Source organism: Streptomyces sp. NPDC041122 (genome assembly GCF_055592445.1).
Window position 1 is genome coordinate 226873 of sequence record NZ_JBVIYQ010000003.1, and the last position, 21598, is coordinate 248470.

Genomic DNA, 21598 nt, shown 5'->3' on the forward strand with positions numbered 1-21598 from the left:
CGGGGGAGTGGGGAATCAGTGGTGGACGGGAGTCGGCTGATCGACGGGGGCCGACTGCTCGACGGGGACCGGCGTCCCGCCCGCCACGACGAGGCCGGGGCCGGAGGAGCGGCGCTCCAGGGCGGCCGAGACCAGCGCCAGGACGAGGGCGGAGGCGGCGAGGACCGCGCCGACCCAGTTCGGGGCGGTGTAGCCGAGGCCGGCGGAGATGACGAGCCCGCCGAGCCACGCCGAGAGCGCGTTGCCCAGATTGAAGGCGCCGATGTTGACCGCGGAGGCCAGGGTCGGGGCGCCCGATGCGTAGTCCAGGACCCGCTTCTGCAGCGGCGGCACGGTCGCGAAGCCCAGGGCGCCGATCAGCAGGACGGTCACGGCGGCCGCGATCTTGTTGTGCGCGGTCAGGGTGAACAGACCCAGCACCAGAGCGAGGGAGCCCAGCGTCACGTAGAGCATCGGCATCAGCGCACGGTCCGCGAACCGTCCGGCGACCAGGTTGCCGCCGACCATGCCGAGTCCGAAGAGGACGAGCAGCCAGGTGACGGAGGAGTCCGCGTAGCCGGCGACGTCCGTCATCATCGGCGTGATGTAGGTGATGGCCGCGAAGACGCCGCCGAAGCCGAGGACCGTCATCGCCATGGCGAGCAGCACCTGTACGTTGCGGAAGGCTCCGATCTCGTCGCGCAGCCGCACGCCTTCGGGCTTGGGCAGGTCCGGCACGAGCTTGGCGACCCCGAAGAGACCGAGGACGCCGAGGGCCGCGACGATCACGAAGGTGATCCGCCAGCCGATGGCCTGTCCGACGAGCGTGCCGAGCGGGACACCGACGACATTGGCGACCGTGAGTCCCGAGAACATCATGGCGATCGCTCCTGCCTTCTTCTCCGGAGCGACCAGTTCGGCCGCCACGACCGAGCCGATGCCGAAGAAGGCGCCGTGGGCGAGTGAGGCGACGACGCGGCCGGCCAGCATCACTCCGAAGACCGGTGCCACGGCGGAGAGCAGGTTGCCGACGACGAAGAGGCCCATCAGGAGCATCAGCATCCGCTTGCGCGGGATACGGGTGCCGAGGGCGGTCATCAGGGGAGCGCCGAGCACGACACCGAGGGCGTAACCGGTCACGAGGAAGCCTGCCGTCGGGATGGAGACGCCGAAGTCGCCCGCGACCTCGGGAAGCAGTCCCATGATCACGAACTCGGTGGTCCCGATCCCGAAAGCCCCGATCGCGAGGGCCAGAAGCGCGAGAGGCATGGATCTACCTTCCAAACGATTGCAGATGCGCTTAACGTGCGTACACAATAGTTGCGTACGCGGGTTAATTGCAACCGCCGGATATTGCATCGGTGGACTACTCTGGGTGCAGCCGCTCCGGGACGGAGGAACAAGAGCCATGACAGCGACAGACCCCGCACTCACCGCGCTCGCACAGAGCTGGTGCGCCCTCTCCTTGCTCCACGGGAAGATCGAGGCCCATGTCGAGCGCGCCCTCCAGGCCAAGCACGACCTGAGCGTGCGGGAGTACGGGCTCCTCGACGTCCTCAACCGGCAGCACGACGGCGAGGGCGGTCACCTGCAGATGAAGCAGGTCGCCGACGCGGTGGTGCTGAGTCAGAGTGCGACCACCCGCCTGGTGACCCGGCTCGAGGAGCGCGGACTGCTGTCCCGCTACCTGTGCCCCACCGACCGTCGGGGCATCTACACGGACGTCAGCGAGGCCGGTGCCGCGCTCCTCGCCGAGGCGCGCCCCACCAACGACGCGGCGCTCCGCGAAGCGCTCGACGAGGCGGCGCGGAACCCGGAGCTGGCCCCCCTGGTCAAGGCCGTCGAGACGCTGCGCGTGCCCGCATAGGGACGGACGGCGGTGGCGCGGCTACGGAGGCTCCCACCCACGCCGCGGTCGGGCCACATAAGCTGCGGCCATGGGAGATCTTGAAATACGCCCTGCCACTGCCGCGGATCTGCCCGCCATCGTGGGCATGCTCGCCGACGACCCCTTGGGTGCCGCGCGCGAGTCGCCGGACGACCTCGCTCCGTACGTCGCCGCATTTGAGCTCTTGGCCGCCGATCCGAACCAGCATCTGGTCGTCGCCGAGCGCGATGGCCGCGTCGTCGGCACGCTTCAGCTCACGATCGTTCCCGGGCTCTCCCGCAAGGGGGCCACTCGGTCGATCATCGAGGGCGTACGCGTTCATGCCGAGGAGCGCGGCAGCGGGCTCGGCACACGGTTCATCGAGTGGGCCGTCGAGGAATCCCGCCGCCGGAACTGCCAGTTGGTACAGCTGACCTCCGACGCCTCGCGCACCGACGCGCATCGTTTCTACGAGCGGCTCGGGTTCTCGGCGTCGCACGTGGGCTTCAAGCTCCAGCTCTGAGACATCACTGGAGCGTGAGCGAGGAGCAGCCTACTTCACGCACCTTGTTTCACGTGAAACAGGCCGCCTGGCTCCGGCGGGCGGCGTTTCACGTGAAACAGGCCGCCCGACCTGAAGCACCGCAACAACGCCTACGGGAAGCCGCGCCACCCTTGCGGGTCCACGCCTCCAGGAACCGGTGCTCCCGCGTCGTACGGCTCACGAGTGAAGACGAACGACCCCAGATCCAGGTGGCTCACCGAACCGTCCGCTCGCCGTACCGTCCGCAGCAACTCCCCCGCGTAGTAGCCGTTGAGCCCCGTCCAGGTGCCGTCACCGTTGGACCGGAACCGTGCCTGTCGTCCCGCTCCGGAGAGCGGCCCCAGATCGAGCCCACCATCGGCCGTCAGCCGGAGTGCGAGCACCTGGGTCCCCCAGTACCAGGGGCCGGTCACCTCCAAGGCCTTCTCGTCGACGTCGGTCAGCGGGCGCCACGGCTCAGGGATACGCGGCTCTGCATCGGCCACGGTCTTCAGCAGGTCCACGGCCAGCGCGGAAATCGGCGGCCCCGACGTGCAGTTGGCCAGTGCGACGGTGACGAGCCCGTCGGCCTCACTCACCCACAGCGCCGCCAGGAAACCCGGCAGCGATCCGCTGTGCCCCGCCAGGCTGCCCTGCTGCCAGCGCAGCAGATCCAGCCCCAGCCCGTAGGCTCTGTCCCATTCGCCGGTCTGCAGAGGAGCCGACGGCGTGCGCATCTCCCGTACGGACTCCGCGGCGAGCACCCGGTCGTCCCCCTTCGCGAGGAAGTCCCCGAAGCGGGCCAGGTCGGCCGCGGTGGACCACAGCTGACCCGCAGGCGCCATCAGACCCAGGTCCTCGACGGGCTCGGGCATCATCACATCGGCCCAAGGGTGCACGGCGAAGCCGCCCGCGTGCGGCTCCTGCGGCTGTGCGCTCGTCCGGTTCAGGCCCAGCGGCTCCAGCACCTCGCGGCGCAGCACCTCCTCCCAGGGAGCGCCGCGCAACTCCTCCACCAGCGAACCGAGCACCGTGTAACCGGGGTTGGAGTAGTGGAAGCGTCGGCCCACGGGGTGCTTGAAGGGCTCCTCACCCAGCACGTCGGAGAGTTCCGGACGCGTCGAGCCGGGCGTGCGCTCCCACCAGGCGCCCGGCGTCTCGGCGGCCAAACCGCCCGTGTGGGAGAGGAGTTCGGCCACGGTGGCCTCCCCCACGCCCGTGCCCGGCAGGTGCTTCTCCAGCGGGTCTCCCAGGTCCAGCACGCCCTCGTCCCGCAGCCGCATCACCAGCACCGCGGTGAAGGTCTTGGTGATCGAACCGATGCGGTACTGGACGTTCTCGTCCGGCGCGTGCCCGTCCACCATGCTGCGGCCGGCGCTCCACACCAGCGCGCCGTCCCGGGCCACGGCGGTGACCAGGGAAGGGGTACGGCCCTCACGCTGCGCGGTGGCGGTGCGGTGCAACAGAGCTCGACGGGTGGACGGCAAGAGGCCTTCGTACGGCCGGAGGTCTTCATGGGGTGTCGTCATGGGACCAGTTCACCCGGGAGCCGCCCCCGAGTCGAGCCAATTCGCCCCGCACCCGTCAGCCCTCCCAGGGCATCGAGCCCGCGCCCCGCCGCGTCGTGACGTTGATCCGGTTGACCATGTTGGTCACCCCGATGGCGAGGATGAGCGCCGCCAGCTCCTGCTCGGTGTAGTACTTCGCGGCTTCGTCCCAGACCGCGGCCGGCACCGGGTCGGGCCGGTCCGCGAGCCGGGTCGCCGCCTCCGCGAGAGCGAGAGCGGCGCGCTCCGCGTCGGTGAAGTAGGGCGTGGAACGCCAGGCAGCCACCGCGGAACACTGCTCGTCCGTAGCACCCGCCGCGCCGGCGCTGCGCGCGTTCCCGTCCACGCAGACGCTGGATCCGTTGATCTGGCTCACGCGCAGCTGCACCAGCTCGACCGTCGACTGCGGCAGGCCCTGGGTCCTGGTGACCCGGGACAGGACCAGCAGGGCGGTCATGGCCTCAGGGATGATCACGGCGGGGTGCTGCATACGAGCCGGCATGAGTGTTCTCCTCAAGCGTCTGCCCGGCGCCGCTGCCTGCCGCAGGGGTGCCGTGGTGGTCCGTCACTGGACCGACGAATCGCGCCTCGGGAGTGTGAGCGGCCCAGGGGCCCAGAGCCCGGCGGCCGTTCCGTCGCGCAGGTGCTGCTCGTAGGTGACGACCTTGCCGTGGATGACGTCGAGACAGGCGGCGAGGTCGTCGATCTTCGCGCGGACGGCGCGCTCGTGTTCCTGGAGCAGCGCGAGGCGCTCCGGTTCGTTGCCCGGCCCGGAGCGTACGAGCGCCGCGAATCTCTGGATGGTGGCGATGGGCATGTCCGAGTCGCGCAGCCGTCGGCACAACAGGAGCCAGTCCACGTCGGCTTGTTGGTAGACGCGCTGGCCCCCGCCAGAGCGTGGGATCTCGCGGAGGAAGAGTCCTTCGCGCTCGAAGAAGCGCAGTGCGTGCACGCTCAGGCCGGTCGCCTCCGCCACCTGGCCGATGGACAGCCCGTTCGTCGGCCTCGTCGTCTCGTCGGGCAGCCCGCCCGCGTCCTCGCTCATGCCAGGACCGTATCGATCGCTCGACCCGGCCTGCGCTTCGATCGCTTGACCTAGCCTGCGCTCAAGGTCCTAGCGTCTCGCTCATGATCACCGAACAGCACAAGCTCGGCACCGGATTCGACGCCCGCAGCACGGCCACCGACGTACTCGCGGGCGTGGACCTGAGGGGTGCGACGGCCTTGGTCACGGGCGGCTACTCCGGGCTCGGGCTCGCGACCACCCGCGCTCTGGTCCAGGCGGGCGCACACGTCATCGTCCCCGCCCGCCGTCCCGACACCGCCGAGGCCGCCCTGCACGGCCTTCCCCGGACCGAGGTCCGGGCACTCGACCTCTCCGACCTGGAGAGCGTCCGCGTCTTCGCAGCAGGTTTCCTGGAAACGGGCCGCTCGCTCGACGTCCTCATCAACGGCGCGGGCGTGATGGCTTGTCCGGAGACGCGCGTCGGCCCGGGCTGGGAGGCGCACTTCGCCGTCAACCACCTCGGGCACTTCGCGCTGGCCCACCGCCTGTCCCCGTCCTTCGCGTCCACCGGGGCCCGCGTGGTGGCCGTCGCCTCCTCCGGGCACTTCCTCTCCGACATCCGATGGGAGGACCCGCACTTCCGTACCGGATACGACCGCTGGCTGGCCTACGCCCAGTCCAAGACCGCCAACGCCCTCTTCGCCCTGCACCTCGACCGGCTCGGCTCCGCCCGCGGCCTGCACGCCTTCGCCGTCCACCCCGGCAGCATCCTCACCCCGCTGCAGCGCCACATTCCCCGCGACGAGCAGCTCGCCCAGGGGTGGATCACTCAGGACGGCACACCCGCCGAGGGCTTCAAGACGCCTGAACAGGGCGCGGCGACGGCAGTGTGGGCGGCGACCTCGCCCCTGCTGGCCGGCCACGGCGGGGCGTACTGCCAGGACTGCGACATCGCCGTGCCCGCCACCACCGACGACATGCTGATCGGCGGCGTCAAGCCCTGGGCCGTCGACCCGGACGCGGCGGCCCGACTCTGGGACCTCTCCTGCGAACTCACCGGGCTCAGCGCCCTCTGAACCGGACGACAGGGTGTGGGATGGCCGGGAAGATCCTGCGCTGTCGCATGTCACCTCCTCCGACCGCCTCCGACCGCCTCCGACCGCCTCCGACCGCCTCCGACCGCCTCCGACCGCCTCCGACCGCCTCCGACGGAGTCGACCAGGTCTGCGCGAGTCAGATCGAGGCTTGGAGAGCCTTGCACAGGAGCTCGCCGAACTCTGCGGGATGCGTGGTCAGCCCGATGTGCCCGCCGGGGAAGTGCTGGAGTTCCGTGCCGAGACGCTCGGCCAGGACGGCGGCCGAGCGGTAGGGCAGCTCACCGCGTGAGTCCTGCCCACCGGCGATCACGAGTCGGTCCGACAGCCCCTCCAACCGAGGGATGTCCGGCACGTAGGACATGAAGCCGGGCACGATCCGCCCGACGAAGTACGGCAGGTCCCCCATCGTCTGCTCCGCCCGCGCCGCCGCTTGCGGCGGGAGTTCGAGCTCGGCCTGCGGCTCGGTGGTGTCGCCGTCCTTCGTCAGGCCCGCAGCGAACACGGCCATGGCCGGCATGAGCCCTTGGGTGCGGAACGTGTCCTGCACGCGGGCGATGAGTGCGCGGTGTTCGGCCGCATCCGGCAGGACCTCTACTACCGGCGGCTCGTGCAGCACGACGCGTGCGACGCGCTCCGGGTGGGAGGTGAGCAGGTGCAACACCGCGATCGCGCCCGAGCTGGCGCCGAAGACCAGGGCGGGCACACCGGGCGACAGCAGTTCCAGCATCCGGAACGCGTCATCGGCGTGCTCGGCCACGTGCTGCTCGGCGCCGGGGTCGTCCAGCGTGCTGCGCGACATGCCGCGAGGGTCGTAGGTGGCGACGGTGTATGCGGCGGCCAGGTCATCGGCGATGCCGTCGAAGGACGCCGCGCCGCCTGTCCCTCCGGGGACCAGCAGGACGAGCGGGCCCTGGCCTCGCACCTCGTAGTGCAAGGTCGCGCCGTTCACCCGCAGGCTGCCGATGCTGGGGGCGGTCATGAGGAGTGTCCTTCTCCGGACGGGGGCCAGTGCTCCAGGAGGGTGTGCAGGGCGTCGAGCGCGCGGGTCCAGGACTGCTCCGGCGAACGCCTGTGCGCGAAGCCGCCCGCCGCTTCCAGGGCGACGAACCCGTGGAACGTGCTGCGCAGCAGCCGGACCGCGTCGGTCAGGTCCGGCTCGGCCAGTCCGTAGCCGCGCAGCATGCCGTAGGTCAGCTCGACCGCCCGCCGAGGTCCGGCCGCCTTTGCGGCCAGCTCGGAGTCGATCTGGATCGGGGCCTGCGTTGCCATGTAACGGCCCGGATGCTGGTGGGCGTACTCCCGCCAGGCCTCCGCGAAGGCGACGAGCGCTTCCTTGCCCGCCAGCCCGGCGGTCGCCTCCGCGATGCGGATGGTCTTCTCGTCCGCCGCCAGCAGGGCGATCCGTCCGCGTAGATCCTCCAGGCTGCGGACATGCGTGTAGAGGCTCGCGTCCTTCACGCCCAGTCGCCGCGCGACCTGCGACATGGTCACCCGGTCGAGCCCGACGTCGTCCGCCAGCTCGGCGCCCGCGACCGTCACCCGCTCCACCGTCAGCCCGGCCCGCACCATGCACCCTCCAACGATCCTAGGACCCCTAGTTTTAACCTAGGAGCCCTAGGAAGGCAACCGAAGGACGCTGCAAGGACGGTTGTGAACGGTACTTCCGCGGGGCTAGCGCTCCTGTGGACCGTCGTGGAGAGGGAGGCCGTGCTCCCGAAGATCAGGTCTGCGCCATGTCCACGAAGCGCGAGTAGTGGCCCTGGAAGGCGACGGTGATCGTCGCCGTCGGGCCGTTACGGTGCTTGCCCACGATGATGTCCGCCTCGCCGGCGCGGGGGGACTCCTTCTCGTACGCGTCTTCGCGGTGCAGCAGGATCACCATGTCCGCGTCCTGCTCGATCGAGCCGGATTCACGCAGGTCGGAGACCATGGGCTTCTTGTCCGTGCGCTGCTCGGGGCCACGGTTCAACTGCGAGAGCGCGATCACCGGCAGCTCCAGCTCCTTGGCCAGGAGCTTGAGGTTTCGCGACATGTCCGAGACTTCCTGCTGTCGGCTCTCGGACCGCTTGGAGCCGCCCGACTGCATCAGCTGCAGGTAGTCGATGACGACGAGTTTCAGGTCGTTGCGCTGCTTGAGGCGGCGGCACTTGGCCCGGATCTCCATCATCGACAGGTTCGGGGAGTCGTCGATGTAGAGCGGGGCGGCCGAGACATCAGGCATGCGCCGGGCCAGCCGGGTCCAGTCCTCGTCGGTCATCGTGCCGGACCGCATGTGGTGCAGCGCCACCCGCGCCTCGGCGGAGAGCAGACGCATCGCGATCTCGTTGCGCCCCATTTCGAGCGAGAAGATCACGCTCGGCATGTTGTGCTTGATCGAACAGGCTCGCGCGAAGTCCAGCGCGAGCGTCGACTTACCCATGGCGGGACGGGCCGCGATGATGATCATCTGGCCCGGGTGCAGGCCGTTGGTGAGCTGGTCGAGGTCGGTGAAGCCGGTCGGCACGCCGGTCATCTCTCCCGACCGCGAGCCGATCGCCTCGATCTCGTCGAGGGCGCCCTCCATGATGTCGCCGAGCGGCAGGTAGTCCTCGGTGGTGCGCTGCTCGGTGACCGCGTAGATCTCGGCCTGGGCGCTGTTGACGATCTCGTCGACGTCGCCGTCTGCCGCGTATCCCATCTGCGTGATCTTCGTGCCGGCCTCGACGAGGCGGCGCAGTACGGCCCGCTCGTGGACGATCTCCGCGTAGTACTCGGCGTTCGCCGCCGTCGGGACCGTCTGGACCAGCGTGTGCAGATACGATGCGCCGCCGACCTTGGTGATCTCACCGCGCTTGGTGAGCTCGGCCGCCACGGTGATGGGGTCGGCCGGCTCGCCCTTCGCGTACAGGTCGAGGATCGAGGCGTAGATCGTCTCGTGGGCCGGGCGGTAGAAGTCGTGCCCCTTGAGGACCTCGACGACGTCGGCGATGGCGTCCTTGGACAGCAGCATGCCGCCGAGCACGGACTGTTCCGCGTCGAGATCCTGCGGCGGAACGCGCTCGAACGACGAACCACCACCGTCCCAGCCGCTCTCCCGGCCCCGGTCGTGCTGCTCGTCGCGGCCCCTGCCTCCGTCGCGGCGCTGACGGGATACGGGCAGACGGTCACTGGGACCGCTGTCGGCCCAGGGGTCGTCCAAAGGCTCGGAGATACTCACCGGGCCACCTCCTCCCGTCCGCCGAGCGGACCTCGCCGTGCCCCTCTTTGTTACGGCACGACACTGACAAATAAGCGGGCCCAACTCCGGTTCTGACGCGTCGGTTTTACGGGGTTTCCGAGGTCGTACGACGAGGCGGCCGCCGGACCACGGTAGGCCTGTGGGCACCGTCAGCCAATCTGGTTATCCACAGGCGGTGTGGATGACGGACCCCAGGCTGTGGAGAACCCCGCCAAACCTGTGCACGGTCCGGTGGACAGCCCTGTGAACAAGCCCTCAGCCTGCCTCCTGAAGCTCCTCTGACCTGCGCTTTTCCCATCCACCGGCTGTGCAGAAGAAAAACTTCCCCAGTCGGACCAAGATCGTTGCAAACCACGCCCGGCGGCACGCGGAAAGCCGCATCTGGTAAGGGTCTCTAAAGCATTGCATCTCTTACCTGTGGAAGATTACATTGGTGCTCATGACACAGGCTCCCGCGGCGCCCAAGGCCGCCCGGCGACGGCACGACCGAGAGATCATCTCGCTCGCCGTTCCCGCATTCGGCGCGCTCGTCGCCGAGCCCCTCTTCGTCCTCGCCGACAGCGCCATCGTCGGCCACCTCGGCACCGGGCAACTGGCCGGCCTCGGCATCGCCTCGCCACTCCTCACCACCGCGGTGAGCATCTTCGTCTTCCTCGCCTACGCCACCACGGCCGCCGTCGCGCGCCGGGTGGGCGCCGGTGATCTGCAGTCCGCCATCCGCCAGGGCATGGACGGCATCTGGCTCGCGCTGCTCCTCGGCGCCCTCGTCATCGCCGTCGTACTGCCCACCGCCCCCGCTCTCGTGGAGCTCTTCGGAGCGTCGGAGACCGCGGCCCCCTATGCCGTCACCTATCTGCGGATCTCCTCGTTCGGCATCCCCGCCATGCTCGTGGTGCTCGCCGCCACCGGTGTGCTGCGAGGACTGCAGGACACCAGGACCCCGCTGTACGTCGCGATCGGCGGATTCGTCGCCAACGGCGTCCTCAACGTCGGCCTGGTCTACGGCGCGGACCTCGGCATCGCGGGCTCCGCCTGGGGCACGGTCATCGCCCAGTGCGGCATGGCGGCCATCTACCTCTACGTCGTCGTACGCGGAGCACGCCGCCACGGCGCCTCGCTGCGCCCCGACGCCGCCGGCATCAGGGCCTGCGCACAGGCCGGTGCGCCGCTTCTGGTCCGCACCCTCTCGCTGCGCGCCATCCTGATGATCGCGACCGCCGTCGCCGCCCGTCTCGGCGATTCCGACGTGGCCGCCCACCAGATCGTGCTGTCCCTGTGGAGTTTGCTGGCCTTCGCACTCGACGCCATCGCCATCGCGGGCCAGGCGATCATCGGTCGCTACTTGGGCGCCGACGATCCGGACGGCGCTCGCGCCGTCTGCCGTCGGATGGTCGAGTGGGGCATCGCCTCGGGTGTCGTCCTCGGCCTGCTGGTCGTCCTCGCCCGCCCGCTGTTCATCCCGCTCTTCACCGGTGACGCGGCCGTCCAGGACGCGGCGCTGCCTGCCCTGGTGGTGGTGGCCCTCGCCCAACCGGTCTGCGGCATCGTCTTCGTTCTCGACGGTGTCCTGATGGGTGCGGGCGACGGGCCTTATCTGGCCTGGGCCATGATCGTCACGTTGGCCGTCTTCACCCCGGTCGCCCTGCTCGTGCCGACCTTCGGCGGGGGTCTGACTGCCCTCTGGGGCGCCATGACACTGATGATGGCGGTACGGATGCTGACCCTGTGGCTGCGCTCCCGCTCCGGCCGCTGGATCGTCACGGGCGCCACCCGCTGAGCGTTTCCCGCTGTTTCACGTGAAACAGCGGGAGCGGAGACCCACGAGAAAGGGGCCGCACCCGATGGGTGCGGCCCCTCACTCAGTCCTGCCAAGCGCAGTGCTTAGGCGGAGACGACCTCGACGTTGACCTTCGCGGCAACCTCGGGGTGCAGACGCACGGACGTCGTGTGAGCGCCCAGCGTCTTGATCGGCGAGCCCAGCTCGACGCGGCGCTTGTCGACCTTCGGACCACCGGCAGCCTCGATCGCCGAAGCGACGTCGGCCGGGGTGACGGAACCGAAGAGACGACCGGCGTCGCCGGAGCGGACGGCCAGACGGACCTTGACGCCCTCGAGCTGGGCCTTGACCTCGTTGGCCTGCTCGATGGTCGCGATCTCGTGGATCTTGCGCGCGCGACGGATCTGCGCGACGTCCTTCTCGCCACCCTTGGTCCAGCGGATCGCGAAGTTCCGCGGGATCAGGTAGTTGCGGGCGTAGCCGTCCTTGACGTCTACGACCTCGCCGGCGGCACCGAGGCCGGAGACCTCGTGGGTGAGGATGATCTTCATTAGTCGGTCACCCTTCCCTTATCGCGCGGTGGACGTGTAGGGCAGCAGCGCCATCTCACGGCTGTTCTTCACGGCCGTGGCGACGTCACGCTGGTGCTGCGTGCAGTTGCCGGTCACGCGGCGGGCACGGATCTTGCCGCGGTCGGAAATGAACTTCCGCAGCATGTTCGTGTCCTTGTAGTCCACGTACGTGACCTTGTCCTTGCAGAAAGCGCAGACCTTCTTCTTAGGCTTGCGCACAGGCGGCTTCGCCATGGTGTTTCTCCTGTGTGATCAAGAAGTGGGGTTCGGCCCACCCTCGGCCCGAAGGCCTGAAAGCCCTGAGGCTCAGAAGGGGGGCTCGTCCGAGTAGCCGCCACCGGAGCCGCCGGAGCTTCCGCCCCAGCCGCCACCGCCGCCGCCCTGCTGCTGGCCGCCGCCGGCCGGCGCACCGGTCGCCCAGGGGTCGTCGGCGGGAGCACCGCCGCCGCCACCCTGCTGCTGACCGCCACCGGGGTTGCCACCCCAGCTGCCGCCCTGCTGGCCGCCGCCACCGCCGCCGTAACCGCCCTGGCCACCGCGACCGGTGGTCTTGGTGACCTTGGCCGTGGCGTTCTTCAGGCTGGCGCCGACTTCCTCGACGTCCAGCTCGTAGACCGTGCGCTTGATGCCCTCACGGTCCTCGTAGGACCGCTGCTTCAGGCGGCCCTGCACGACGACGCGCATGCCTCGCTGAAGCGACTCCGCGACGTTCTCCGCCGCCTGACGCCAGACCGAGCAGGTCAGGAACAGGCTCTCGCCGTCCTTCCACTCGTTCGTCTGACGGTCGAAGGTGCGGGGGGTGGACGCGACACGGAACTTCGCGACCGCCGCACCGGAGGGGGTGAAGCGCAGCTCGGGGTCGTCGACAAGATTGCCGACGACCGTGATGACGGTCTCGCCTGCCATGGGGGAACCTCTCGGCGGGTTTGCTGCTGGCTGCTTGTTGCTGCTACTCGATTCCCGGGTGCTGCTGAGCTAGAGAGCTCAGTGCATCTCGGGACGGAGGACCTTGGTCCGGAGGACCGACTCGTTCAGGTTCATCTGTCGGTCGAGCTCCTTGACGACCGCAGGCTCGGCCTGCAGGTCGATGACCGAGTAGATGCCCTCAGGCTTCTTCTTGATCTCGTAGGACAGACGACGACGGCCCCAGGTGTCGACCTTCTCGACCTTTCCGTTGCCCTCACGGACGACGGAGAGGAAGTTCTCGATCAGCGGGGAGACAGCGCGCTCCTCGAGATCGGGGTCGAGGATGACCATCACTTCGTAGTGACGCATGTGGAACCCACCTCCTTTGGACTCAGCGGCCACGGTCGTTCCGTGGCAGGAGGGTCGTGATGCGTACGCAACGGTATCGGCCGCCACTGACAATCGACTCCCGCGAGCGGGGGCTCTTGCTGTGGCCAGGGCAGACACCGGTGCAGACGGTACAGAGTACCCGCACCGAGGCTTCCGGTTGAAATCCGGCGTCGGAGGGGCAGAATCTGTACACATCGGGTGTGTACGGCGCTACGATGCGCCGCCTTCCGCAGGAGGTGCCTCCATGGCACAGGCAATGCGACCGAATACCGGCACTTCTCTCTTCGCCACCGACGGCAAAGCCCATCCGCTCCAGGACGCGCTGCTCGGCGTGACGCTGGTGCTCGGGGTGATCGCCTTCGTGACGGCGATGTTCCACAACCTCCATCTGATCAGCTCGTGGGCAGGCCTGATCGGGATCGCCACCGGCGCGTACGGCCAGTTCATCTCGGTGACCACGCGCGAGCGCTTCGGTCTGATCCTCGGCCTCGGCGCATCGGCGGTCGGCTTCTTCCTGGGCATGGCACACGGCGGTCTCTTCGGCGGAATCGTCGGCTGACGGCCTCCGGGCACCCCGGTCGCCCACGCGGGCCGGGGTGCTGAGTTCCGTACGCCCAGTCGGGGCGCTCGCGGGGCGCAGTAGGCTTCGGCGCGAGAGCCGGAGCCCCTGTACCCATGGGGACACACCAGCCCGAGGAGCGCCCCGAATGAGTCTGACCCTGAGGACCATCAGTCGCGAGCAGCATCTGGCGTATATCCAGACACTGCCGTCGGCGAGTCATTGCCAGGTCCCGGCATGGGCTGACGTGAAAAGCGAATGGCGCTCGGAGAACCTGGGCTGGTTCGACGACAGGACCGGTCAGCTGGTCGGCGTCGGCCTGGTGCTCTACCGACAGCTGCCCAAGCTGAAGCGCTATCTCGCGTACCTCCCCGAGGGCCCGGTCATCAACTGGTACGCCCCGAACCTCGACGAGTGGCTGCAGCCGATGCTGGCGCATCTGAAGCAGCAGGGCGCCTTCTCCGTGAAGATGGGTCCGCCGGTCGTGATCCGCCGCTGGGACGCTCCGGCGATCAAGGCAGGCATCCAGAACCCGGACGTGAAGCGCCTGCGGGACACCGAGGCCACGCACATCGAGCCGCGTGCCTTCGAGGTCTCCGACCGGCTGCGCCGGATGGGCTGGCAGCAGGGTGAGGACGGCGGCGCCGGCTTCGGTGACGTGCAGCCCCGCTTCGTCTTCCAGGTGCCGCTGGCCAACCGCTCCCTGGACGAGGTCCAGAAGGGCTTCAACCAGCTGTGGCGGCGCAACATCAAGAAGGCCGAGAAGGCCGGCGTCGAGGTCGTCCAGGGCGGCTACCAGGACCTCGCCGAGTGGCAGCGGCTCTACGAGATCACCGCGGTGCGCGACAAGTTCCGCCCGCGGCCGCTGGCCTATTTCGAGCAGATGTGGCGGGCCCTCAACTCCGAGGACCCCAACCGCATGCGGCTGTACTTCGCGCGGCACAACGGCGTGAACCTGTCGGCCGCGACGATGCTCGTCGTCGGCGGACACGTCTGGTACTCCTACGGCGCGTCGGACAACATCGGGCGTGAGGTCCGGCCCTCGAACGCGATGCAGTGGCGCATGCTGCGCGACGCGTACGCCATGGGGGCCACCGTCTATGACCTGCGCGGCATCTCCGACTCACTGGACGAGACGGACCACCTCTTCGGTCTGATCCAGTTCAAGGTCGGTACCGGCGGCGAGGCCGCCGAGTACATCGGCGAGTGGGACTTCCCGCTCAACAAGCTGCTGCACAAGGCGCTCGACATCTACATGTCGCGCCGCTGATCCCGCACAATTTCCTTCCATCACTCCGATACACCGCAGGCACGAGAAAGGTTCCGGGATCCAGCCATGGCGCTCACGCTCTATGTCGACACCGCGCGCTGGCGGGCACACCAGAAGCACCTGCTGGAGCAGTTCCCGGGCATCGTCCCGGTCTGCAAGGGCAACGGTTACGGCTTCGGTCACGAGCGCCTCGCCGAGGAAGCCACCCGCTTCGGCTCCGATGTCCTCGCCGTGGGCACCACCTACGAGGCCGCCAGGATCAAGGACTGGTTCAGCGGCGATCTGCTGGTCCTGACCCCGTTCCGGCGGGGCGAGGAGCCGGTGCCGCTGCCCGACCGCGTGATCCGCTCCGTGTCCTCGCTCGACGGCGTCTACGGCCTCGTGGGCGCCCGCGTCGTCATCGAGGTCATGTCCTCGATGAAGCGGCACGGCGTCAGCGAGCAGGAGCTGCCGCAGCTGCACGCGGCGATCGAGGACGTGCGCCTCGAGGGCTTCGCCATCCACCTGCCGCTGGACCGCACCGACGGCTCGGACGCCGTCGAGGAGGTCATCGGCTGGATGGACCGCCTGCGCGCGGCCCGGCTTCCGCTGCACACGATGTTCGTCAGTCATCTCAAGGCGGGTGAACTGGCGCGTCTGCAGCAGCAGTTCCCGCAGACCCGGTTCCGCGCGCGGATCGGCACGAACCTCTGGCTGGGCGACCACGAGGCCACCGAGTACCGGGGCGCCGTCCTGGACGTCACCGCAGTCGCCAAGGGCGACCGCTTCGGTTACCGCCAGCAGAAGGCGGCGTCGGACGGTTGGCTGGTCGTCGTCGCGGGCGGCACCTCGCACGGCGTCGGCCTGGAGGCCCCGAAGGCGTTGCACGGCATGATGCCGCGCGCCAAGGGCGTGGCCCGTGCGGGCCTCGCGACCGTGAACCGCAATCTCTCGCCCTTCGTCTGGGCGGGCAAGCAGCGCTGGTTCGCGGAGCCGCCGCACATGCAGGTCTCGATCCTGTTCGTGCCGTCCGACGCGCCGGAGCCGACGGTCGGCGAGGAGCTGGTGGCCCATCTGCGGCACACCACCACGCAGTTCGACCGGATCGTCGACCGCTGAGCAGCGGCTGAGCGATGGACGGAGGGGCCGGTACGACTCGTCGTCGTACCGGCCCCTCCGTTTTCCCCTCTCATCGGCCCGTTCGCCCTGAGCGAACACGCCTGGGTCTCGGCGCAGCCACTTCAGGGCGCCGGATCGGTCGCCCTTCCCCACTTCACCGCGGGAGAAGCGGCGGCGGGCACCGCGGTGGAACGCAGCGCGGTCCGGGTGGCGCGGCCGGTGTAGCCGAGGACGAAGACGTCCTCCGCCTCGTCCAGGACGCCCCCTGAGGGGTCGTCTTCCCCGGCTTGCCGTACGACGTCCCGTTCGGGCATCAGGACGTCGCGTACGACCACCGCGCACAGGTAGAGCGTGCCCAACAGGTGGATGACGATGACCAGTTGGTAGCCCTCGGTCGGCAGACCCTTATGGGCGTCTCCGCTCGTCGTGTACGCCAGGTACATCCAGATCCCCAGGAAGTACGCGACCTCGCACGCCTGCCAGATCAGGAAGTCCCGCCAGCGCGGGCGGGCGAGCGCGGCGAGCGGAATCAGCCACAGGACGTACTGCGGCGAGTAGACCTTGTTGGTGAGGACGAAGGCGGCGACCACCAGGAAGGCGAGCTGCGCGAAGCGCGGGCGGCGCGGCGCGGTCAGTCCGAGCGCGCCGACGGCGAGACAGGCGAGGAGCATCAGAACCGTCGCCAAGGTGTTGACCGTGTCCGTCCCCGGTGGCGAGTCCATGCGCTGGGACAGGATCAGCCAGAAGGAGCCGAAGTCGACGCCGCGCTCCTTGCTGAAGGAGTAGAACTTCGACCAGCCGTCGCCGGCGAGCAGGATCACCGGAAGGTTGACGACCAGCCAGGTGCCCACCGTGCCGGCCAGGGCCGCCCCGAACTCCCGCCAGCGGCCCGCGCGCCAGCACAGGATCAGCAGCGGTCCGAGCAGCAGCACCGGATAGAGCTTGGCGGCCGTCGCGAGGCCCAGGAGCACGCCGAAGGCGAGCGGACGCGCGCGTGACCACATCAGCATCGCGGCGGCCGTGAGAGCGACGGCGAGCAGGTCCCAGTTGATGGTGGCCGTCAGCGCGAGCGCGGGCGCGAGAGCGACGAGCAGCGCGTCCCAGGGGCGCCGCCGATGGGTCCGCGCGACGCAGATGGCGAGGGCCGCGGTGCAGGCCATCAGTATCCCCGCGTTGACCATCCAGTAGATCTTTTCCTGGTGCTGGATGGAGCCGCTGCCGGGAGTGACCCAGGAGGCCACCTCCATGAACACCCCGGTCAGGACCGGGTACTCCAGGTACTCCATGTCACCGGGCAGCTTGTCGAAGTACGGCACGAGCCCGTCGGCGAAGCCGCGGCCCTGGTAGAGGTGGGGGATGTCGGAGTAGCAGGCGTGCGTGTACTGCGAGCTCGCCCCGAAGAACCAGGCGCCGTTGTAGCACGGCATCTTCTGGATCATTCCGAGCACGAACATCCCGAGAGCGACGAGCGCGATGATGCGCACCGGGGTCCACCAGGTCGGCGCGAACAGCACTCTTCGTCCGGTCGGGCCCCCGATCAGCTCGCTGCCGGCCCGGGCGACCTCGTCCTCTCCGGTCGGCCGCACCGGCTCGGGCTCCGGCTCCCGCGCCTCCGCCGGCTCGTACTCGCTCGTGAGCGCGGTCTCGGCGCCCGAGTCCGCACCGAGGTGTCCTGAGCGGTGGGGGCCGACGCTCTCGTGCTCTGCACCATGAGAATGCGCGCCGGGGGAGTCTGCGCTGTGGGGGTCTGCACTGGGCATGCCCGCCATCCTGCCGTACCCGACGGAGAACGCGGAGAGGGCCGCCGCGCCCATCGGCGCGACGGCCCTCGTTTTTCACGGCCCTCGTTTCACGTGAAACATCCGCGGACGGTGTCCCGGCGGTTCACCGGGCCACTCCCACGGGCTCGGCTCAGCCCGGGCCACCGATGAAGTGGCTTCCGCCGTCTTCGTTCCCCTCGTTGACCCCGCCACCGGCCGGGTCCTCCGTGGCGGGTGGTGACTGGCCTCCCGGTCCGCCGGGGCCGCCGCCGACGCCCCCTTCGGCCCCGCCGTTCTCCTGGCCACCGTCGTGTTTGCAGTCCCAGTCGAGCGGGTCGCAGGATTCCCCGGGGTCGGGCGACTGCGTCGGAGGCTTGGAGGACTTGGACTGCGAGGGCGTGGGCGACGTGGTCTTCTGCGGCTCCTCGGACTTCGTAGGAGCGGTCGACGGGGGCGGGGTCTCGCCGACGACCTCACCGATCGGCCCGGGCACGGGGAAGTTCTTCACCGGCTCACCCTTGAGCGCCCGCTCCATGTAGTCCTGCCAGATCTGCGCGGGGAACGAGGCACCGTGGATCTTCTCCTCGCCACCCGTGCCGAACATCTCCAGGAAGTGCCGCTGCTTGTTGGACTCGTCGTCGTCGAGCCGGTACATGCTCACCGCCGTCGACAGCTGCGGGGTGTAGCCCACGAACCAGGCGGACTTGTTGCCGTCCGTCGTACCGGTCTTGCCCGCGACCTGGCGGCCGGCGAGCTTGGCGGAGGTACCGGTGCCCTTGTCCACGACCGTCCGCAACACGTCGGTGACGTTGTCCGCGACCGTGTCGTCGAAGGCACGCTTGCTCTGCTTCTTGTGGGTGTAGACCGAGTCGCCCTCGTGCTGCACCTCGGTGACGGAGTACGGGTCGTTCTGCTCACCGCTCGCCGCGAAGGTGGAGTACGCCCCGGCCATCCGGATCGCGCTCGGCGACGAGGTTCCGAGCGAGAAGGACGGGTAGTTGGCGCTCGCCATGGACCGGTCGTCCTTGAGGCCGGCCGCCATGGCCGCCTCCTTCACCTTCTCCAGACCGACGTCCATGCCGAGCTGCACATAAGCCGAGTTGACCGACTGCCTCATCGCCTCGCGGAGGTCGATCTGGTACGTCGGGGGGTTGTACGACTCATTGCCGTCGTTCTTCTGGAGCCATTCCTTGCCGTCGCGGTCGGTCCAGACGTTCCCGTCGTACTTCTGGATCTTGAGCTTGTTCTTGCCGCTGTACAGGCTCTTCGGGTTGACCACCGTGCGCTCGCTGTCCGCCTGGATCTCGCCGAGGTCCGGGTTGCGCACGCCGTTCTTGAAGGCGGCGGCCAACACGAACGGCTTGTACGTCGAACCGACCTGGGCACCGGTCTGGTCGGCGTTGTTGGTGAAGTGCTTCGTGGCGTCCTCACCGCCGTAGATGGCCTTGATCGCGCCGTCCCCGGGCTCCACCGAGGCGCCGCCGAACTGGACGTGCGTGTCCTTCTCCGGCCGCAGCTTCGGCTTGATCCGCGCCTTGCGGACCTTGTTCACCGACTCCTCGAGCTCCTTGACCTTCGCCTTGTTGAAGGTCGTGTGGATCTCGTAGCCGCCCTGCTGGAGCTGCTCGGCGGTGATGTTGGTGTTCCGGATGACGTACGCCTTGGCCAGGTCCACGAGGTAGCCGGTCTGGCCTGCCAGGTCGATGTTCGAGCGCGGGTTCTGCAGCTTGGGGAACTTCTGGTACTTGGCCCGCTGGGCGGCGGTCAGACGGCCGTCCTTGACCTCCTCGTCGAGGATCCACGCCCACCGCTTCTTGGCGCGCTCGGTGTTGTCCTGCGAGCTGGCCGCGGGGTCGATCTCGGGGTAGCCGGCGGGGTCGTAGTACGTGGCGCCCTTGAGCACGGTGGCGAGAAGCGCGCACTGGCTCGGGTCCAGCTCCTTGGCTTCCTTGTTGAAGTAGGCCCGCGCGGCCGCCTGGATGCCGTACGCCCCACGCCCGTAATAGGCGGTGTTGAGGTATCCGGCCATGATGTCTTCCTTGGAGACCGTCCGGCCGACCTTTATGGAGATGAAGAGCTCTTTGAACTTACGGGTGAACGTCTGCGACTGGTCGCCCAGCCGCGCGTTCTTCACGTACTGCTGGGTGATCGTCGAGCCACCCTGGGTCTGCCCGCCCTTGGCCATGTTCACCAGGGCACGGGTGATGCCCATCGGGTCGACGCCCTTGTCCTTCTCGAAGGACTTGTTCTCCGCCGACATGACGGCGAAGCGCATCTCCTCGGGGATGTCGTCGTAGTCGATGATCTGGCGGTTGCGCTCACCGCCGGTCGCGACCATCTGCTTGCCGTCGTCCCAGTAGTAGACGTTGTTCTGCGCCTTGGCCGCCTTGTCGACCTCGGGCACCTCCACCAACGCGTACGAGATGCCGGCGACCGCCATCACGCTGCCGAGGAAGCCGAGAAACACACCCGAGACCAGGCGCCACGAGGGGACCCAGCGCCGCGCGCCGTACTTGCCCGCGCGCGGGTAGTCGATGAACCGCTTCTTGCGGGGCGGCTCGGCGCCACCGCGGCCTCTACCGCGGCCCGGTCCGCTCGGACCGCCGGGGCCGCCACCGCCTCGACGGCCGCCACCGCCCGAGCGCCCACCTCCGTCGGGCGCCCTGCGGCGGCCGCCGCTCGCACCGAGTGAGCCACTGCGCTGTGCGGCGCGCCGGGCTTCGGCCCGGCCGCCGTAGGGTCGGCCTCCGTCGTCCGGAGTGCCTGATCCCGGTGCCCCATAAGAAGAAGAGGGCGATCCGGTGTCGCCCCGCGGTGCCGCACGGCGGCCCGACGGTGGTGGGGCGCCGCGCCGGGCCGCGGCGCGTCCGCCGCCCTGCGGCTGCGGCGGTTTGCGACGGTGCTCGCTCATCGAACGATTACTCCTCGGGCAGGCGCAGCTGTCCACGCCTGGCAACGGCGGCTGGTTTCCGGTCCCCCCGAAGTACGGATGCGCCCGTTCCGGAGCTCACCCGCACTGCACCGGGGACGACGACGCTCCCCGGCGTCACTTGGTTCCCGGTGGCATGCATGGCGCACAGACTACGCACCGTCAAAACCCTCGTAGAGCCGAAGTTCACCCCAAATCAGGCAAGTTACTTCCTACGAATCGGTGATGTGACGCCGTTCACCGTGCCCCCTCTTGTCTCATCCGGGTCGCCGTTCTATCGTCTCGATGTATCGAGTCGATACATCAGCTCGGCATAAAGGTCGTCCTGAGGGACCGCGGCAGACGGGAGGCGAAGATGAGCAGGCGCTCCGGCATCCTGGAATTCGCCGTGCTCGGCCTGCTTCGCGAGTCCCCGATGCACGGCTATGAGCTGCGCAAACGCCTCAATACGTCACTGGGAGTGTTCCGCGCCTTCAGCTACGGGACGCTCTACCCCTGCCTCAAGACGCTGGTCGCCAACGGCTGGTTGATCGAGGAGACGGGCAGCAGCCCCGAGGACGCCCTCGCAGCTCCACTCGCAGGGCGTCGCGCCAAGATCGTCTATCGGTTGACGGCGGAAGGTAAGGAGCACTTCGAGGATCTGCTGTCGCAGACCGGCCCCGACGCCTACGAGGACGAGCACTTCGCCGCCCGCTTCGCCTTCTTCGGGCAGACCTCGCGGGACGTGCGGATGCGGGTGCTCGAGGGCCGCCGCAGCCGCCTCGAAGAGCGCCTGGAGAAGATGCGCGCTTCCCTGGCCCGTACCCGGGAGCGCCTGGACGACTACACGCTCGAGCTGCAGCGCCACGGCATGGAGTCCGTGGAGCGCGAAGTGCGCTGGCTGAACGAGCTCATCGAGAGCGAGCGGGCGGGGCGGGACCAGCAACGGTCCGCCCCCGGCGGCTCCGCTCAGCAGAACAGCACATCCGGGGAGTCGGCGGGCCTGCCCCGGCGGCGGGAGACCAACCCGCCGCCGGATCCGTCCGATGACCCCACCAAGTGAGACCCAGCGTTCCGCGGGGTTTCAACCGGAATACCGAGATCACACAGGGAGCAACCGGA

21 protein-coding genes are annotated in these 21598 nt (G+C 69.0%); 8 read left to right on the forward strand and 13 right to left on the reverse strand.

From position 1 onward, the window contains the following. Positions 1-15: 15 nt before the first annotated feature. The gene (locus tag ACZ6B8_RS13355; RefSeq protein WP_471607309.1) at positions 16-1248 is read right to left on the reverse strand and encodes an MFS transporter; all 1233 of its coding nucleotides are present in this window, start codon (positions 1246-1248) and stop codon (positions 16-18) included. Positions 1249-1387: 139 nt separating this feature from the next. Here ACZ6B8_RS13355 and ACZ6B8_RS13360 point away from each other — a divergent pair, with 139 nt between their 5' ends. Together ACZ6B8_RS13360 and ACZ6B8_RS13365 are read left to right on the forward strand one after the other, a co-directional pair. Further along, entirely contained in the window at positions 1388-1846 is a 459-nt protein-coding gene (locus ACZ6B8_RS13360; RefSeq protein WP_471088449.1) for a MarR family winged helix-turn-helix transcriptional regulator, read from the forward strand. 70 nt (positions 1847-1916) lie between these two features. Beyond that, positions 1917-2369: a GNAT family N-acetyltransferase gene (locus tag ACZ6B8_RS13365; RefSeq protein WP_471607310.1), complete on the forward strand. Its 453-nt coding sequence runs from the start codon at positions 1917-1919 to the stop codon at positions 2367-2369. A gap of 131 nt (positions 2370-2500) precedes the next feature. On the opposite strand, the gene ACZ6B8_RS13370 is transcribed toward ACZ6B8_RS13365, so the two are convergent. The 3 genes from ACZ6B8_RS13370 to ACZ6B8_RS13380 all read right to left on the reverse strand — a co-directional run bounded on the left by ACZ6B8_RS13370 (position 2501) and on the right by ACZ6B8_RS13380 (position 4961). Beyond that, positions 2501-3898, reverse strand: a complete 1398-nt coding sequence (locus ACZ6B8_RS13370) for a serine hydrolase domain-containing protein (RefSeq protein ID WP_471607311.1) — start codon at positions 3896-3898, stop codon at positions 2501-2503. A 55-nt stretch (positions 3899-3953) separates the two neighbouring features. Continuing rightward, positions 3954-4418, reverse strand: a complete 465-nt coding sequence (locus ACZ6B8_RS13375) for a carboxymuconolactone decarboxylase family protein (protein ID WP_471607312.1) — start codon at positions 4416-4418, stop codon at positions 3954-3956. 63 nt (positions 4419-4481) lie between these two features. After that, complete coding sequence (locus ACZ6B8_RS13380) at positions 4482-4961, reverse strand: MerR family transcriptional regulator (RefSeq protein WP_471607313.1); 480 nt, start codon at positions 4959-4961, stop codon at positions 4482-4484. A gap of 83 nt (positions 4962-5044) precedes the next feature. On the opposite strand from ACZ6B8_RS13380, the gene ACZ6B8_RS13385 reads away from it, so the two are divergent. After that, positions 5045-5998: an SDR family NAD(P)-dependent oxidoreductase gene (locus ACZ6B8_RS13385; protein WP_471088459.1), complete on the forward strand. Its 954-nt coding sequence runs from the start codon at positions 5045-5047 to the stop codon at positions 5996-5998. Positions 5999-6155: 157 nt separating this feature from the next. On the opposite strand, the gene ACZ6B8_RS13390 is transcribed toward ACZ6B8_RS13385, so the two are convergent. From ACZ6B8_RS13390 to dnaB, 3 genes are all read right to left on the reverse strand, one after another. Continuing rightward, positions 6156-6998, reverse strand: a complete 843-nt coding sequence (locus ACZ6B8_RS13390; protein ID WP_471607314.1) for an alpha/beta fold hydrolase — start codon at positions 6996-6998, stop codon at positions 6156-6158. Continuing rightward, positions 6995-7588, reverse strand: coding sequence for a TetR/AcrR family transcriptional regulator (locus ACZ6B8_RS13395; RefSeq protein ID WP_471088463.1), 594 nt, complete (start codon positions 7586-7588; stop codon positions 6995-6997). The genes ACZ6B8_RS13390 and ACZ6B8_RS13395 overlap by 4 nt, the downstream gene beginning before the upstream one ends. 151 nt (positions 7589-7739) lie before the next feature. Further along, positions 7740-9215 carry a replicative DNA helicase gene (gene dnaB, locus ACZ6B8_RS13400; protein WP_355812061.1) on the reverse strand — a complete coding sequence of 492 codons (1476 nt, stop codon included), beginning with the start codon at positions 9213-9215 and terminating at the stop codon, positions 7740-7742. Positions 9216-9675: 460 nt separating this feature from the next. Between dnaB and ACZ6B8_RS13405 the strand changes: the two genes are divergently transcribed. Next, complete coding sequence (locus ACZ6B8_RS13405) at positions 9676-11013, forward strand: MATE family efflux transporter (RefSeq protein ID WP_471607315.1); 1338 nt, start codon at positions 9676-9678, stop codon at positions 11011-11013. Between the two features lie 104 nt (positions 11014-11117). On the opposite strand, the gene rplI is transcribed toward ACZ6B8_RS13405, so the two are convergent. The 4 genes from rplI to rpsF form a co-directional block, all read right to left on the reverse strand. Beyond that, complete coding sequence (gene rplI / locus ACZ6B8_RS13410; protein WP_355812067.1) at positions 11118-11564, reverse strand: 50S ribosomal protein L9; 447 nt, start codon at positions 11562-11564, stop codon at positions 11118-11120. Between the two features lie 18 nt (positions 11565-11582). Continuing rightward, a complete protein-coding gene (rpsR, locus tag ACZ6B8_RS13415) occupies positions 11583-11819 on the reverse strand; it encodes a 30S ribosomal protein S18 (protein ID WP_003949403.1) in 237 nt (78 codons plus the stop codon). Positions 11820-11891: 72 nt separating this feature from the next. Beyond that, positions 11892-12491 carry a single-stranded DNA-binding protein gene (locus ACZ6B8_RS13420; protein WP_471088468.1) on the reverse strand — a complete coding sequence of 200 codons (600 nt, stop codon included), beginning with the start codon at positions 12489-12491 and terminating at the stop codon, positions 11892-11894. Positions 12492-12569: 78 nt separating this feature from the next. Beyond that, the gene (gene rpsF / locus ACZ6B8_RS13425) at positions 12570-12860 is read right to left on the reverse strand and encodes a 30S ribosomal protein S6 (RefSeq protein ID WP_016644628.1); all 291 of its coding nucleotides are present in this window, start codon (positions 12858-12860) and stop codon (positions 12570-12572) included. A gap of 265 nt (positions 12861-13125) precedes the next feature. On the opposite strand from rpsF, the gene ACZ6B8_RS13430 reads away from it, so the two are divergent. The 3 genes from ACZ6B8_RS13430 (at position 13126) to ACZ6B8_RS13440 (ending at position 15808) form a co-directional block, all read left to right on the forward strand. Further along, positions 13126-13440: a hypothetical protein gene (locus tag ACZ6B8_RS13430; protein ID WP_471088470.1), complete on the forward strand. Its 315-nt coding sequence runs from the start codon at positions 13126-13128 to the stop codon at positions 13438-13440. 148 nt (positions 13441-13588) lie between these two features. Further along, complete coding sequence (locus ACZ6B8_RS13435) at positions 13589-14710, forward strand: lipid II:glycine glycyltransferase FemX (RefSeq protein WP_471088472.1); 1122 nt, start codon at positions 13589-13591, stop codon at positions 14708-14710. 66 nt (positions 14711-14776) lie between these two features. Beyond that, a complete protein-coding gene (locus ACZ6B8_RS13440; RefSeq protein WP_471088474.1) occupies positions 14777-15808 on the forward strand; it encodes an alanine racemase in 1032 nt (343 codons plus the stop codon). Positions 15809-15930: 122 nt separating this feature from the next. Here ACZ6B8_RS13440 and ACZ6B8_RS13445 read toward each other — a convergent pair whose 3' ends face one another. Together ACZ6B8_RS13445 and ACZ6B8_RS13450 are read right to left on the reverse strand one after the other, a co-directional pair. Further along, a complete protein-coding gene (locus tag ACZ6B8_RS13445; protein WP_471088476.1) occupies positions 15931-17568 on the reverse strand; it encodes a glycosyltransferase family 87 protein in 1638 nt (545 codons plus the stop codon). A 151-nt stretch (positions 17569-17719) separates the two neighbouring features. Beyond that, on the reverse strand, positions 17720-20479 hold the full coding sequence (locus tag ACZ6B8_RS13450) for a transglycosylase domain-containing protein (protein WP_471607316.1): 2760 nt from the start codon (positions 20477-20479) through the stop codon (positions 17720-17722). A 373-nt stretch (positions 20480-20852) separates the two neighbouring features. Here ACZ6B8_RS13450 and ACZ6B8_RS13455 point away from each other — a divergent pair, with 373 nt between their 5' ends. Continuing rightward, positions 20853-21539 carry a PadR family transcriptional regulator gene (locus ACZ6B8_RS13455; protein WP_355812085.1) on the forward strand — a complete coding sequence of 229 codons (687 nt, stop codon included), beginning with the start codon at positions 20853-20855 and terminating at the stop codon, positions 21537-21539. Positions 21540-21598 lie beyond the last annotated feature (59 nt).

Bases quoted from the DNA above. Each gene is read 5' to 3' on its own strand.
- ACZ6B8_RS13360 (WP_471088449.1), top strand. From the start codon at position 1,388: ATGACAGCGACAGACCCCGCACTCACCGCGCTCGCACAGAGCTGGTGC.
- ACZ6B8_RS13420 (WP_471088468.1), bottom strand. From the start codon at position 12,491: ATGGCAGGCGAGACCGTCATCACGGTCGTCGGCAATCTTGTCGACGAC.
- rpsF (WP_016644628.1), bottom strand. From the start codon at position 12,860: ATGCGTCACTACGAAGTGATGGTCATCCTCGACCCCGATCTCGAGGAG.
- ACZ6B8_RS13445 (WP_471088476.1), bottom strand. From the start codon at position 17,568: ATGCCCAGTGCAGACCCCCACAGCGCAGACTCCCCCGGCGCGCATTCT.
- ACZ6B8_RS13430 (WP_471088470.1), top strand. From the start codon at position 13,126: ATGGCACAGGCAATGCGACCGAATACCGGCACTTCTCTCTTCGCCACC.
- ACZ6B8_RS13365 (WP_471607310.1), top strand. From the start codon at position 1,917: ATGGGAGATCTTGAAATACGCCCTGCCACTGCCGCGGATCTGCCCGCC.
- ACZ6B8_RS13440 (WP_471088474.1), top strand. From the start codon at position 14,777: ATGGCGCTCACGCTCTATGTCGACACCGCGCGCTGGCGGGCACACCAG.
- ACZ6B8_RS13450 (WP_471607316.1), bottom strand. From the start codon at position 20,479: ATGAGCGAGCACCGTCGCAAACCGCCGCAGCCGCAGGGCGGCGGACGC.
- rpsR (WP_003949403.1), bottom strand. From the start codon at position 11,819: ATGGCGAAGCCGCCTGTGCGCAAGCCTAAGAAGAAGGTCTGCGCTTTC.
- ACZ6B8_RS13405 (WP_471607315.1), top strand. From the start codon at position 9,676: ATGACACAGGCTCCCGCGGCGCCCAAGGCCGCCCGGCGACGGCACGAC.
- ACZ6B8_RS13355 (WP_471607309.1), bottom strand. From the start codon at position 1,248: ATGCCTCTCGCGCTTCTGGCCCTCGCGATCGGGGCTTTCGGGATCGGG.
- ACZ6B8_RS13435 (WP_471088472.1), top strand. From the start codon at position 13,589: ATGAGTCTGACCCTGAGGACCATCAGTCGCGAGCAGCATCTGGCGTAT.
- ACZ6B8_RS13385 (WP_471088459.1), top strand. From the start codon at position 5,045: ATGATCACCGAACAGCACAAGCTCGGCACCGGATTCGACGCCCGCAGC.
- ACZ6B8_RS13380 (WP_471607313.1), bottom strand. From the start codon at position 4,961: ATGAGCGAGGACGCGGGCGGGCTGCCCGACGAGACGACGAGGCCGACG.
- ACZ6B8_RS13370 (WP_471607311.1), bottom strand. From the start codon at position 3,898: ATGACGACACCCCATGAAGACCTCCGGCCGTACGAAGGCCTCTTGCCG.
- ACZ6B8_RS13455 (WP_355812085.1), top strand. From the start codon at position 20,853: ATGAGCAGGCGCTCCGGCATCCTGGAATTCGCCGTGCTCGGCCTGCTT.
- rplI (WP_355812067.1), bottom strand. From the start codon at position 11,564: ATGAAGATCATCCTCACCCACGAGGTCTCCGGCCTCGGTGCCGCCGGC.
- ACZ6B8_RS13390 (WP_471607314.1), bottom strand. From the start codon at position 6,998: ATGACCGCCCCCAGCATCGGCAGCCTGCGGGTGAACGGCGCGACCTTG.
- ACZ6B8_RS13375 (WP_471607312.1), bottom strand. From the start codon at position 4,418: ATGCCGGCTCGTATGCAGCACCCCGCCGTGATCATCCCTGAGGCCATG.
- ACZ6B8_RS13395 (WP_471088463.1), bottom strand. From the start codon at position 7,588: ATGGTGCGGGCCGGGCTGACGGTGGAGCGGGTGACGGTCGCGGGCGCC.